The sequence below is a fragment of the Streptomyces sp. LE64 genome (assembly GCF_052606915.1).
This window is the reverse complement of the sequence record NZ_CP199708.1, coordinates 6,748,146-6,760,655: the sequence shown is the minus strand read 5'-3', so window position 1 is coordinate 6,760,655 and position 12,510 is coordinate 6,748,146. Positions and strand designations below refer to the sequence as shown.

The following is a 12,510-nucleotide window of genomic DNA, read 5'->3' as shown; positions in this document are numbered from 1 at the left end:
CATGAAGCCAGCGGGGGGAAGCCCCGGACTCGGGGCACGACTGAGGAAGGTCCGCACGCAGCGCGGTCTGTCCCTGCGCGAGCTGGGCCGGCTCGCGGGGTGTTCGGCCAGCCTCATCTCCCAGGTGGAACGGGGGCAGACCGCACCGTCCGCGGGCGTGATCTACGGGATCGCCAACGCGCTCGACATCTCCCTCGACTACCTGTTCGGAGTCGGTGAAGACGTCTCCTCCCCCGTCTCCCTCCGCCGCCACGAGGAACGCCAGGTCGACGCGCTCCCCCGGTTCGCGCTCGCCGGCCCCGGCGCGGCCTCCACCGTCGACGGCGTCCTCGCGGACCGGGCCGCCCCGCAGGCGGACGGCGACGAGGCCGCCCGCGGCAACGGCGCTCCGGTACCGCTCGACGAACCGGTGGTGCAGCGGCACGGACGCCGCCGCACCATCGACCTGGCGAGCGGGGTCCGCTGGGAGCGGCTCACCCCCCAGCAGGACGCGCAGGTGGACTTCCTCGAAGTCGTCTACCAGCCCTTCGGACGCTCCACCGACAGCCATGCCTCCATCCGCCACGACGGGCGCGAGTACCAGTTGGTGCTGCACGGGACGCTCCACGCCGACATCGGCTTCGAGACCTACGTCCTGGAGGCCGGTGACTCCCTGGCCTTCGACTCGGCGACCCCGCACCAGTACCGGAACATGACCGACCAGGAGGTCCGGGTCATCTCCGTCGTCATCCACCACGCCGTCTGAGCGAGGACCTGCGGCCGTGCCCCGACCGGGCGCGGCCGTGACCGCGGCGGGCCAGGGGACGGGCCGCCGCACCGGTGCGCCGCGTGGACGTGCGGGTCCGCACGGCGCACCGGTCGACCCTGCCGGGCCTGCGAGCCGCTCCGTCCCCTGTGGTGCACTGGCCCCATGAGGAATCCGCTGCCCGACGCGTTACAGGCCCTGGACCGGTTCCACTCCGCCCGCCCCTGGGACCACAACGCCCACTACCACCGCTGGCTGCTGCGTCAACTCCCGGCGCGCTTCGACACCGCCCTGGACGTCGGTTCGGGCAGCGGTGACCTGGCTCGACGTCTCGCGACGCGGGCCCGCTCGGTGCACGGAATCGACGCCGACGCCTCCCTCGTGGAGCAGGCGCGGCAGCGCACCGCACCGGACGCGCCGATCACCTTCACCTGCGGGGACGCACTCGTCGAGCCGGCCTGCGGTGCCTTCGACGTGATCACCTGCGTGGCCGTGGCCCATCATCTGCCGCACGTCGAGGCCCTGGCGCGCTTCCGTCGCCTGCTGGCGCCCGGGGGCACGCTCGTGATCGTGGGCGTGGCCCGGCCGGCCTCCCCGGCGGACCGGGTGCTCGGCGCGGTCGCCGTTCCGCTCAACGTGCTGATGGCGGTGTGGAAGAACCGTGGTCGACGGGTACCGCGCCCGGTGGCGATGACCGCTCCGGTGCGTCCGGCCGTGATGACCTTCGCCGAGGTCGTCCGCGACGCGCGTCGGGAGCTGCCCGGTGCCCGGCTGCGGCGCCGGGTGTTCTGGCGCTACACGCTGGTCTGGCGGAAGGAACCGGGGTGACCGGTCGGCGCCGGTGCCCGGTCCCGGCCGCCGACGTGCTCGACGGCAGTGCGCCACGCGGCGGTGAGCGCCCGGTGCGCCCGCTGCGTGGCAGCGGCCCGGTCGCCCTCCAGGTGCAGGGGTGCTCCGATGTGGACGTGCAGGGCGGGCCGCCGCACCGGGGCGGTGAACAGGCCGGCGGCGTGCTTGGCCGGGCCTCCGGAGAGCAGGCGGCGGGCGCCCGCCTGCCCGAGCGGTACGACGGGGGCCCCGGTGCTCGTGGCCAGGCGCCACAGGCCGCTGCGGAAGGGCCCGGGCGCCGCCTCCCCCGAGTCGTCACGGACCGGTAGTCCGCCTTCCGGGTAGAGCAGGACCGGTCGGCCGGCGGTGAGGGCGGCAGCGGCGCCGTCGAGCGCCTCGGCGGCGCGGGGGCCGCCGCGGCGCACGGGCACGAATCCCTCCCGGGTCAGTGCCGCCCCCAGCAGGGGTATGCGCCAGAGTCCGGCGGTGGCCAGCACGACCGGTCTGATGCCGCGTCCGTGCAGGGCGGCGAGGACGATCGCCGGGTCGGCCAAGGAGGTGTGGTTGGCGATGACGATGCTGCCCGGCCGCACCTTCGCACCCGGGTCCGTGGTCACCGTCAGGCGTGCCACGGCGGGGACGGTGGCGGCGGCGAGGTGGCTGAGCATGGACGGGTTCCCTCCCTGGTGGTGTGGCCCCATCTTCGACCGGCCGCGGCACCGTCACGTGAGTACGCCTACTCAGATCGCCCCGGCCACCGCCGCACGGGTGCGCAGGCACGTCCTCACAGCAGGAGGACGATCAAGGCCCACGCGGTCGCCGTCGCCACCACCACGGGCCCCAGCGGCATGCCCTGTTCCCCCGGACCGGCCGCCTCGGTGGGCCGCAGATGGGGATGGTCCACGAGGGCGCGCAGGGTGTCGGCGGCGCGGGCGGCGGAGGAGGATTCCCGGCGGCGGAACCCCACCGGGGACAACTCGACGTCGTCCTGCCCGCGCCGTTCGATGGTCAGGGCGTCGCCCCGGTGCCGGACGGTGGCGATCCCGTCCCACGGGAGGTGGCGCGCCCGCCACGGTCCGCAGGCCCAGACTCCGTCGCGGTCCGCGGTGACCCGCCAGTTGAGGGCGGTGGACACCGAGTGGACCAGCCAGGGCACCCCGAGCAGCAGGAGGAGCCACTGCCAGGAGAAGCCGTCGTCGAGGAGGGCCCACATGCCGCCGCCCTGGACGAGCAGGAGGAATCCGCCGACGAGTCGGGAGTCCCGGTCGGCGGACCAGCTCAGGGGGCGGGCCCCGGGGGTCATGGTGCGGGCGATGTCGGCGCTGCGGTGCGCGGAGCGGGTGCTCCGGCGCGGTCCGCGGCGGCCGCGGAGGGGGCCGGGGGCCACGGGCTTGACCGGGGTCACGCTGCGTTCGAACGCCACGTCGGTGCCGCCTTGGGCGGGTGCCAGGAAGACCGCTTCGTCCCCCGTGCGGGGAACGCCGAAGAGGACCGCCTCACGGAGCTCGGGCGCGGGCCCGGTGCCGCGGAAGGCCGCGACGATCTCCTCCCGCTGCCGTTCCCAGGTGGCTGCCTCCTCCTCGGGCCCGCGGTGCTCCGCTTCCGGGACGACGTCCTGCGGGCCCGCCACGTACAGGGAGTTGAAGCTCAGGACCGGCCTCGCAGCGGCCAGGTCGTCGGCGGCGTACACATAGGTGCGGCCGTCTTCGCGGCCCTCCCGCACGAGGACCCGCAGGACCGGCAGGCGGTCGGTGTCCAGTCGGCGGTGGCGCCGCTGCCCCACCGTGCCGTTGGCCAGGAACCCCACGCCGGGAACGGCGGTGACCAGGAGCAGCACCTCCCAGCCGAAGACGTCGTAGGGCTCGGCGATTAGACGGACCCACTCCCCGTCGACCACCAACTCGACGGTGCTGCCCACCGGGTGGTCCTCGGGGAAGAGCGCCTCGACCGTGCGGGTGCCGCCGTCCGGCAGGGCCACGTGCAGGAGGGACACGTCCTCGTCGTCGACCTCGGCGCGGGTGACCTCCGCGCTGACCCGGGCGGCGGTGGCGGCCCGGGTCTCGTAGGCTCCGGCCACCTGCTCGGCGCGCCAGAAGGCGAGGACCGCGACGGCCAGCAGGACGGAGGCGAGGGCGAAGGAGAACCGGCCCCGGGAGAAGGCCCGTGCCTCGGGGGGCAGTGCGTGTCGGTCGGGTCCCGCCGCCGTCTCGGCGAGCGCGCGCTGGCGACCGGCCGCGGCGAGCCGGTGGACGAGGCCGACGAGGGCGAAGGCCCAGGCCGCGAGGAGGGCGAGGTCCCAGGGCGCGGTCACGAGCTCGCCGACGCCGGCGTCCCACGCCGCGGCACTTCCGGTCACCGCCAGGCCGACGAGGGCGAGTCGGGGCTGGCGGGCGATCCAGTACAGCGTCACCAGGGCGAGGACGGACAGCGCCACGTAGGCCCATGCCGTGCCGCACGGCTGGTCCGGGGTGCACGCCTCGTCCGGGGCTGCGGCGATGTTCCACACCGTGGCGAGGAGGAGCGCGCCGATGGACCACAGGGGGTGCGTCCACCGCGGGGGGCCGGCGGCGGCCCACTGCACGGTGTCGTGCGTGCGCCAGTCACGGGCGCCTTCCGGGACGCGGTCCGGCGGCAGGGGCAGGGGGAAGTCGCTCACGCCCCGTATTATCGTGCGACCGCGGCGGTGCACCGGCCGCGGCCCGTGCACCGCCGCGCGGTCACCGGTCCCGGGCGGTCAGTAGGGCGGCGGCCGTGGCGATCAGCGTGGCGTCCGTCCGCGCCGAACGGTGGGCGGCGACTCCCGAGCGGAACAGCGAGGCTCCCTCGACGAGCATCACGAAGACCTCGGCGCGGGCCCGGCACTCGTCCGCCGGTAGGTCGGGGCGTCGGCCGCCGAGGTGGGCGGCGACTTGGTCGCGGTAGGCGGTGTAGAAGGCGCGGACGGCGACGGCGACCGTCTCGTCCAGGGCCGCCAGCGCCCACAGTTCGGTGAACAGCCGTACCAGGGCGGGGTCCTCCTGGTCCTCCAACAGTGCCGCCACCCATGCGCTCGGATCGGCTCCGGCCGGGTCGGCAGCCGTGGCCAGCAGGGGTTCCAGCCGGTCCAGGGAGCGCCTGAGGACACGGTCGAGGACGGCGGCCACCAGGTCGGACCGGGCCGGGAAGTAGTACTGGAGGTGCCCGAGCCGGACCCCGGCGGCGGTGGCGACGGCTCGCATGGACAGGTCCGCGTAGCCGGAGGCGAGCAGGACGTGTTCGGCCGCGTCGAGGAGTTCACCGCGTTTGCGTGCGCCCTTGCCGGTGGCGCGGGTAGTCGGGGCGGGTGTGCCCGCCGGGGTGTCCGTCATGCCGCGCGGTCCTGCGTCCCGTGCGCCTCGACGGTCTTCTCCAGGGTGACGCCCTGCGCGGCGAGGCGGTCGGCCAACGCCGCGGGCAGCGGCGTCTGTTCGGGGAAGGCCACCGAGGCGGGGGCGGGCGCACCGTCGGTGCCGAGCACCCGGTCGAGTGCGAGGAGGCCGCCGACGGCGGTGAGATGGGCCTGGCCTGCGGGGTCGGTGACGGTGGCGCTCCCGGTGCGCCCGCGGTGGGTGACGTCGACGCGCAGGGCGGCGGTGCCGCCGTTGCCGGGGGCGTGGAGCAGGGAGCGGCGCAGGGGGGTGAAGCGTTCGCCCCGTGCCCAGCGGAAGAACCCGAGGCGCTTCGCCGCGAGCAGTGCCGAGGTGGAGAGGGCGGAGCTGAAGCCGATGCGGGTGGAGGCGGTGACGGTACCGAGGGTGAGGGGCAGGGTGAACTGTTCCGGGGTGTCGATCCGGGCGACCCGGAGGTCGGTTCCGTCGATGTGCGCGGTGCGGCTGTCGGTGAGCGGCATCACCGTCCGGCGCTGCCCGTCCTCGATCACTTCGAAGTCGAGGCCCAACCGGTCCATGAACTCGACCGAGTCGACGCCCGCGCGGTCGTTCTGGTCCCAGCGGATCGCCACGTCCACGCTGTCGGCGCCGCCGAGCGTGCGGGCGAGGTCGGCGACGACGAGGCTCACCACGCCGCCCATCCACGCCGAGGACAGGAGGACCGGTGCGGTGGGACGCAGCAGGGCGGCGACGGTGGCCGCCCGCTGGAGCCGGGCGGTCCAGCGGGTGAGGTCGACGTAGGGCACTCCGCCGTGGACGGCGGCGCGCAGCACCCGGTCGTCGGGGTCGTTGACGACCGTGACCACGGCGCGGACGCGGGTGGACACGGGGCGGGGGTCGGCGAGGTCCCACGGGAGGAGGGCGGCGCCGGTCCGCCGGGCGAGGTCCTCGCCACGGGCCACGGTCCGACCGGCCAGCAGCAGCGGCCAGCGGGGGGCCGCCATCCGGGCCAGTTCCGTGCCGACGGTGCCGTAGCCGCCGACGAGGAGGACCGGCCCCTCGGGGTCGTGGATCAGTTCGTCTCGGGGTTCTTCGTTCACGCCCCCCACTATAGGTCACACGACCTATTTCCATCTTCGCGCAGCCCGGACCCGGGAACACGGCGGGCAACGGGGCGGGGGCCGCCCCCGCCCGAAGGCGCGGACGACCCCCGTCGGGTCGACGTCGGCGATGGATCAGATGCGGGTCCAGAGCACGTAGACGCCGGGCTTCCCCTCGAAGGGGCGGCAGAGGTACAGCACGCCCCACAGGTGACGGCCGGCGTCCCCCGCCGCCCTGCACTCGGCGAGCGAGGAGTGGTGGCTGCGCGGGAAGAAGAACGGGTCCGCCGCCGCGGACGGAGCGCTCGCGAAGAGGAGGCCGGCCGTCGCCACGGCGGTACCGACCATCACACCCAGACGCTTCAGCATCGAAACAACTCCCTTGTCATGCAACAGAAGTGATGTTTCATCAGAAGAGGAGGCGCACGTCTCACCCGCCTCCGCCGATCAGGGGAAACGTATCGGCGCCGTTCGAAGCCGCACAAGAGGTCTGGACCAGCAGGGAGTTCGGTCCGACGAAGGGTCGCTCCCCGCCCGGATGTCAGTCGTTCCATGAGGTCGGCCCGAGGTTTGGGGCCCGGATTCCGGTGGAAGGGCGTGCCCGGCACACGGTCGTGACGACGGTGTCGAGCGAGCGGGGCCGGGCATCCGGCGGGTCGGGGCGCACGGCGGACCCCGCCTGCGGGAGGGTCAGGCGCCGAGCCCCGCGTCCCGGGCCAGCAGCGCCGCCTGCACCCGGTTGTCACAGTCCAGCTTGGCGAGGATGCGGCTCACGTACGTCTTCACGGTGGCCTCGCTCATGTGCAACCGCCGCCCGGTCTCCGCATTGGAGAGCCCCTCGCCGAGCAGGGCGAGCACCTCCCGTTCGCGGTCGCTCAGCGTGGCCACGCGCGCCCGGGCCGCCTCGCCTCGGGCCGCGGCCCGGCCCGAGGCGAGGCGGTCCACGACGTGCCGGGTGGCGGCCGGGGAGAGATAGGCGTCCCCCGCGGCGGCGGCACGCACCGCACCGATCAGCTCGGCCGGCGCGGTGTCCTTCAGCAGGAACCCCGCGCCACCCGACTCCAGGGCGCGCAGCACGTTGTCCCGCTCCCCGAAGGTCGTCAGGACGATGGCCCGGGTCGTGGGGGCAAGCGTGCGGAGCTCACCGAGCGCGCCGAGCCCGTCCAGGACCGGCATCTGGATGTCGAGGAGGACCACGTCGGGTGCGTGGGACAGGGTGAGGTCGACGGCCTCCCGCCCGTTCGACGCCTCCGCCACCACCTCGATCGCCGGATCCGAGGTGAGGATCAGGCGGATGCCCGCCCTGATGAGCGGCTCGTCGTCCGCGATGACGACCCGCACCCCCGACTCCACCATCACCGTCTCCCCCACTGCCGTGCCCCACCGCACTCCGGTGCGGTGGACGGCTACAGCTCCACCTCGAACGACTTCTTCTCGATCAGTGTGCCGTCCCGGAAGCAGAACCGGAAAACGGCCTCGGTGCCCCAGGAGCTGCTCGTTCCGGACGAGGAGAGCGTGAGGCAGGTGGCGTCGGCGGGTTCTGCGGGGGCGCCGTCCCTCCCGCCCAGACCTCGGTGGACGAAGTTGTCCTCGGACGGCAGGCGGTCGCGCACCTCCTGTTCGGGCGTCCCCACCCGTATCTGCTGGTAGGTCGAGGGAGCGACCAGTTCCTCGTTGCCGATCCGCACCAGGAGCACGGCGCCCACGACGACCGCGGCCAGCGCGGCCACCACGAGCGCCACGGATATCCCGCAGCCCAGCCCGAAGCCGCTGAGCCGCCGCGCCGGAGGCGCAACGGGCCACGCCCGGGGGTGCCCGGCGGCCGGCAAGAGCGCCCCCGGGTGGGCCGGGAGGGGGCCGAGGGCCGGAACGCCGGAGGGCGCGTCCGGCTCGGTGGGCTCCGCCGTGCCGTAGGGGAAGACGCCGGCGACCCGGAAGCCGCCCCGGTCGGTGGGGCCCGCGTGCACGATGCCGCCGACCAGCCGCGCCCGCTCCCGCAACCCGGTCAGTCCCTGCCGTCCGCTGACGACCGGATCGGCGGGGGAACGCACGGCGGGCGCGCTGACCACTTCGACGACGAGGGAGTCCGGCTCGTAGCGCAACTCCACCGCGATCGCGGCGCCCGGCGCGTGTTTGAACGCGTTGGTGAGGGCTTCCTGGACGATCCGGTAGGCCGCGTGCCCTACGGCCGGGGCGACCGGGCGCGGTGGTCCGCTGCGCCGCAACCGGACGGTGCTGCCGGTCCGCCCGGCATCCGCCACCAGGGCGTCCAGCCCGGCGATGCCGCGGTTGGCGACGGTGTCGCACGGCGGGGCCTCGACGCCGTCGCGCAGGATGCCCACCACCTCGCGCAGTTCGTGCATGGCGCTCACCGAGGCGTTGCGCAGCACGCCGACCGCTTCCCGTTGCCGCGGGGTGAGTCCGGGATCGACCTCCAGGGCACCGGTGTGCACGGAGATCAGCGCCAGCTGGTGGCCGAGGCTGTCGTGCATGTCCTGCGCGATGCGCTGGCGTTCGAGCAGCCGGGCCTGCCCCGCGACCATCCGGTGTTCCCACAGCAGTTGCGCGTTGCGCTCCTGAAGGGCGTGCAGCAGGGTGCGGCGCTGGCTCCAGTACCGGCTGGCGAGGCCGGGCACGGCCGTGAGCGCGACGAAGGCCAGGGAACCGATGAGGACCAGCGCCACCGGGGACTTGACGGCCAGGACCTCCAGGTCGGTCAGCCCGATGCCGAGGTAGAGGACGTAGGCGAGACAGAAGGCAGCCAGGGCGCGGCCGGCGGCGACGATCCGGCGCCCCGCCGACCAGGCGATCAGGGGTTCCATCGCGGCGAAGCCGCCGACGAGCGCGGCGAGCCCGGTCAGCACGACCAGGACCGTGGCGGGAAACCGCCGTCTGAGCAGCCACAGGGCGAAGGCGCCGGCCGCCGAGGCGGCCATCACGACCGTGCCGCTGTCCAGGACCTCCTCGACCCCGGCGACGAGCAGGGCCGCCGCCAGGGCGGTGAGCAGTTCCCGGGCGGCGCCCCGTTCCGCCACCGGCAACCCGGTGGACGCCGTCTCCCGCGGTTCGGGCGCGGCCAACCACCTCCAAGCGGCCCGGGCCATCGGTCGGGTCCTGCGCAACGTGTTCACAGCGGCACCCTAGAGCGGCCGCGGCACCGTTCACCTCCCCCTTTCGTTTCGCGCCGCAACGACCAAGGTCGCGCCCCGCCGACCCGGCACCGGGCTCAGTCCCGGAAGAAGTCCGCGTAGAAGGCCATCAGATCGACGACCTTGTCGGGGACCGGCGGGCAGCGACGGGCGTCCGCGGCCAGGTGGGCGAAGCGCAGGGCGAGCGCGCGGCGGGCGACGTCCGGGCGGGACGGGGGGACGGGCGGGGCGTCCAGTTCGAAGGTGGGCCCGGCGGTGCGACCGTGGCGTCCGGAGTCCAGGGTGACCAGGAGCTCGCCGAGCGGACGCATCATCCCGGTCATGACGTCGATCGAGGCGTTCATGAGCTTCGAGCGGCGCAGGCTGGCGTCGGGGGTCTGGGTGAAGTGCTGCGCCATCAGGTGGAGCGCCAGGTGGTAGGAGCGGTTGAACAGCGTCGCCACGGACCGTGCGGTGGGGTCGGTGATCTCGGTGCGGATGCCGTCTCCGGGGCGCAGGCTGGGGTTGCGCAGGACGGGATAGGCCGGGTCCCAGGGGACGGGACGCCCGTGCGGGCCCGGCACGCGTTCGGAGGTGAGGGCGTCCTCGATGTTGAGGAAGGACTCGAAGTGGGAGGGTTCGGCCCCGTCGGACGGGCTGCCGTCGTCGACGGCGCCCTCGCCCTGTTCGGTGATGACGTCCACGGCGAACAGGGCGCTGCTCAGGTCGTCCACCTCCAGCTGGTAGTCGGGGTGGACGGTGTTGGTCCTCTCCCGCAGGAACAGGTGGTGTTCGCCGCCGCCCCGGCCCTTGTCGACCAGGAAGAGGTCCGGGACCCGGGTGAGCCCCTCGCGGATGCCTGCGTACAGTTCGCTGATCGAGCCCCAGGTGAAGTGTGGCGGGCGGGTCCGGCCGGCGGGGCCGGGAGCGATCCTCGGGGTGCGTGCCGCTGGTTGTTCGATGGCGAGGAAGCGCTGGACGCTGCCGAGGTTCAGCGGCTCCAGGGCGAAGTCGAGCCGGACCGGCAGTTCGGCGCTGATGGTCGTGAAGTCGACGTCGGGGATCCGGAACGGTTCGCCGATCGCCATGATGATGTTGTTGACCAGCAGGAAGTGGATCATCTCTTCGCGGGCGACGGCGAGCAGGGTGCCCCGGATGCCGTCGTGGAGCTTCTCCCCGCCGGAGCCGCAGGCGAGGGCGAGTTGCCGGGTGGTCCAGTCCCCGCGGCGGACCAGGGTGAGCCCCGCGCCGTGGGTGGGCACGGAGTAGGCGGCGTAGAGGTACTGGAGCATGACGGAGAGTTCCAGCGCCGCGGCCTGGGCGAGCGCGGCCCGCAACTCGGTGCGGGTGGTGATCGCGGGTTCGGTGGGCAGCACGGCGGGCGCGGTGGGCGGAGGCGTGCTCCCGGCCTGTTGGTTGCGGAGGAAGGCGAGGAACAGCCGGGCCCTCGGATCGGAGAGGTCGCGTGTGGGCGGCATGTAGTAGGTCCGGGAGCGGTTGTCCGGATCGCACATCTGCCAGGCGAGTTGTGCGTAGGTCTCCATCTTGCACCGGTCGCTGAGCGAGAAGACCTCGGTCCGCATGAACGAGGACAGGTGCTCGTAGGGGGCGAGGACCTCGCGGTGGAGCAGGGCGAAGTCGACCTCCTCGCGGGGGATCCGGTCGAGGTGCCAGTCGTCGGGCAGCACCCGCACCGCGAGGTGGTCCACCCCGCCCCAGTACCCGAGGGCGTCCGCGTCGTCGTGGGCCGTCCAGGCGGAGCCGGCTGCCGTCGGATCGACCGGCGGGGCGTCGTCCGGCCGGGTGGCGAGCAGGACGCGACAGGTTCCGGCGCGTTCTCCGCGCAGGGTGAGGCGGCCATGTCCGGCGGCGTCGGTGGTGACGCTGCACCCGGGCCCGTACGCCCCGTCCCCGCGGGTGCCGAGGAGCACGGTGTCGCCGCAGCGTGCGTGGGGGGCGCCCGCGACGGGGTCGCCGGGCAGGGCGCGCGGGTTGTGGTACTGGCGGACGTGGACGGTGGCGGAGGCCGGCCGCCCCCGGTGGTGGGTGCGCACTTCGACGACCTGCTCGTGGTCCTCCTCCCGGGTCGCGTCGCGGTGGTGCAGCACCAGGAAGGGGTCGTCCACGTGGACGACCGTCTCCCGTTCGGTGAGGATGACCTCCGCGTCCCGGTCGGTCGCGCGGACGAGGTGCAGGGCCTCCTCGTCCGCGGCCCGCCACTGGTCGGTGGTGGGTACGGTGACCGGACCGTGGTGGTCCCGGGCGGCGTAGGCGGTGGCGGGGACCCGGGCGATGAGCCGGCCGGTCACGGCCGTGCGCAGTTCGAGGTCGCCGGCGTGGAGACGGGGGCCGGGGCGCCGTGTGCCGTCGGGGTGCGCGCTCCGCGAGGCCAGGGGGACCGCCGTGATCGCGTTGAGGGCGGCACGTCCCTCGGACACCTGCACGGTCAGCTGGCGCAGGGGGCCGTTCGGCACCGGGACCAGCAGCCGTCCCGCGGGGTGGGTGCGTGGTTCGTGAGCGTGCCAGGGGGCGATGGTGCCGCGGACCCGCCAGGTGGTGAAGGTGCCCGGACCGTGGGGCGGAACCATGCAGTCCAGGGCGAGTTGGACGACCAGCCCGGCGGTGTCGGAGCGCAGGGCGTGCAGTGCGGCGACGGCCGGCGAGTCCTCGGCCCCGGGGAGCCATGCGAGCGCGTCGTGCGCCACGGCGAACTGGTGCACCGCGCTGTAGCGCAGGTCGGCGGCGAGGTCGGGGAGCACGCCCTCGCCGATGTCCCGGACCTGCCGGAAGCCGACCCAGCGGGGTGGCTGGTAGCCCTCGACGCCGCCGGTGAGCAGGTAGCCCCCGTCGTGGGACCTGCCTCGGCGGCCGAGCCCGAACAGGCCGACCATCAGGGTGGCCGTCCAGCGGGAGGCGGGGTCGAGGTCGAAGATCCGCGCCCGGTTGACGGTGGTCTGGAGGTAGGGGTTGTAGTGGCCCCACAGGTCGACGCTCGTGCCCACGACGGGGTCCTCGGAGGACTCCATCGGCGGGTGTGCCGGGTCGGCCGGCGCTCCGGTCTCCACGCCGACGACACGGGCGTCCAGCCAGAAGTGCCCGTTGCCGACGAAGTCCCACCCCTCGGCGACGCTGTGGGGGCCCTGCGGGTCGGGGCGGCCGTCCGCGGCGAACCGGGGGCCGCGGGCACGGAGGAAGTCCCGGTACTCGGCGGGCGGACGGTCCGGGGAGAACGGCCCGTCGTCGTCGTGGACCCGGTGCGTGGCGAGGTCGAACAGCCCGCAGCGCGGGCCGGTGGGCAACCGCGTGGTGGCGGTGCCGGCGAAGTGGATCCGGGGCAGGTCGAACACGCTCATCCGACGGCC

At 74.3% G+C, this 12,510-nt stretch carries 10 protein-coding genes; 2 read left to right on the top strand and 8 right to left on the bottom strand.

Annotation, left to right across the window (positions count from 1 at the left end):
• The first annotated feature begins 1 nt into the window (after window position 1).
• Entirely contained in the window at window positions 2–745 is a 744-nt protein-coding gene (locus tag ACSMX9_RS29705) for a helix-turn-helix domain-containing protein (RefSeq protein WP_445398718.1), read from the top strand.
• 165 nt (window positions 746–910) lie between these two features.
• A complete protein-coding gene (locus tag ACSMX9_RS29700) occupies window positions 911–1,573 on the top strand; it encodes a class I SAM-dependent methyltransferase (RefSeq protein WP_445398716.1) in 663 nt (220 codons plus the stop codon).
• On the opposite strand, the gene ACSMX9_RS29695 is transcribed toward ACSMX9_RS29700, so the two are convergent.
• The 8 genes from ACSMX9_RS29695 to ACSMX9_RS29660 form a co-directional block, all read right to left on the bottom strand.
• Window positions 1,540–2,241 (bottom strand): lysophospholipid acyltransferase family protein, encoded by a 702-nt coding sequence (locus ACSMX9_RS29695; RefSeq protein ID WP_445398714.1) that lies wholly within the window; start codon window positions 2,239–2,241, stop codon window positions 1,540–1,542. The genes ACSMX9_RS29700 and ACSMX9_RS29695 overlap by 34 nt on opposite strands.
• A gap of 116 nt (window positions 2,242–2,357) precedes the next feature.
• Window positions 2,358–4,229, bottom strand: a complete 1,872-nt coding sequence (locus tag ACSMX9_RS29690; RefSeq protein ID WP_445398712.1) for a hypothetical protein — start codon at window positions 4,227–4,229, stop codon at window positions 2,358–2,360.
• A 61-nt stretch (window positions 4,230–4,290) separates the two neighbouring features.
• Window positions 4,291–4,920: a TetR/AcrR family transcriptional regulator gene (locus ACSMX9_RS29685; protein ID WP_445398711.1), complete on the bottom strand. Its 630-nt coding sequence runs from the start codon at window positions 4,918–4,920 to the stop codon at window positions 4,291–4,293.
• Window positions 4,917–5,924 (bottom strand): saccharopine dehydrogenase, encoded by a 1,008-nt coding sequence (locus ACSMX9_RS29680; protein WP_445403136.1) that lies wholly within the window; start codon window positions 5,922–5,924, stop codon window positions 4,917–4,919. The genes ACSMX9_RS29685 and ACSMX9_RS29680 overlap by 4 nt, the downstream gene beginning before the upstream one ends.
• 231 nt (window positions 5,925–6,155) lie before the next feature.
• Window positions 6,156–6,389 carry a hypothetical protein gene (locus tag ACSMX9_RS29675; RefSeq protein ID WP_445398709.1) on the bottom strand — a complete coding sequence of 78 codons (234 nt, stop codon included), beginning with the start codon at window positions 6,387–6,389 and terminating at the stop codon, window positions 6,156–6,158.
• Between the two features lie 321 nt (window positions 6,390–6,710).
• Window positions 6,711–7,376: a response regulator transcription factor gene (locus ACSMX9_RS29670; RefSeq protein ID WP_366113085.1), complete on the bottom strand. Its 666-nt coding sequence runs from the start codon at window positions 7,374–7,376 to the stop codon at window positions 6,711–6,713.
• 50 nt (window positions 7,377–7,426) lie between these two features.
• Complete coding sequence (locus tag ACSMX9_RS29665; RefSeq protein ID WP_445398707.1) at window positions 7,427–9,151, bottom strand: sensor histidine kinase; 1,725 nt, start codon at window positions 9,149–9,151, stop codon at window positions 7,427–7,429.
• Window positions 9,152–9,246: 95 nt separating this feature from the next.
• A complete protein-coding gene (locus tag ACSMX9_RS29660; protein ID WP_445398705.1) occupies window positions 9,247–12,501 on the bottom strand; it encodes a ferritin-like domain-containing protein in 3,255 nt (1,084 codons plus the stop codon).
• Window positions 12,502–12,510 lie beyond the last annotated feature (9 nt).

What these genes read in the sequence shown, in the direction of transcription:
- ACSMX9_RS29700 (WP_445398716.1), top strand. Translation starts at nt 911, where the DNA reads ATGAGGAATCCGCTGCCCGACGCGTTACAGGCCCTGGACCGGTTCCAC.
- ACSMX9_RS29670 (WP_366113085.1), bottom strand. Translation starts at nt 7,376, where the DNA reads ATGGTGGAGTCGGGGGTGCGGGTCGTCATCGCGGACGACGAGCCGCTC.
- ACSMX9_RS29660 (WP_445398705.1), bottom strand. Translation starts at nt 12,501, where the DNA reads ATGAGCGTGTTCGACCTGCCCCGGATCCACTTCGCCGGCACCGCCACC.
- ACSMX9_RS29680 (WP_445403136.1), bottom strand. Translation starts at nt 5,924, where the DNA reads ATGGCGGCCCCCCGCTGGCCGCTGCTGCTGGCCGGTCGGACCGTGGCC.
- ACSMX9_RS29685 (WP_445398711.1), bottom strand. Translation starts at nt 4,920, where the DNA reads ATGACGGACACCCCGGCGGGCACACCCGCCCCGACTACCCGCGCCACC.
- ACSMX9_RS29675 (WP_445398709.1), bottom strand. Translation starts at nt 6,389, where the DNA reads ATGCTGAAGCGTCTGGGTGTGATGGTCGGTACCGCCGTGGCGACGGCC.
- ACSMX9_RS29705 (WP_445398718.1), top strand. Translation starts at nt 2, where the DNA reads ATGAAGCCAGCGGGGGGAAGCCCCGGACTCGGGGCACGACTGAGGAAG.
- ACSMX9_RS29695 (WP_445398714.1), bottom strand. Translation starts at nt 2,241, where the DNA reads ATGCTCAGCCACCTCGCCGCCGCCACCGTCCCCGCCGTGGCACGCCTG.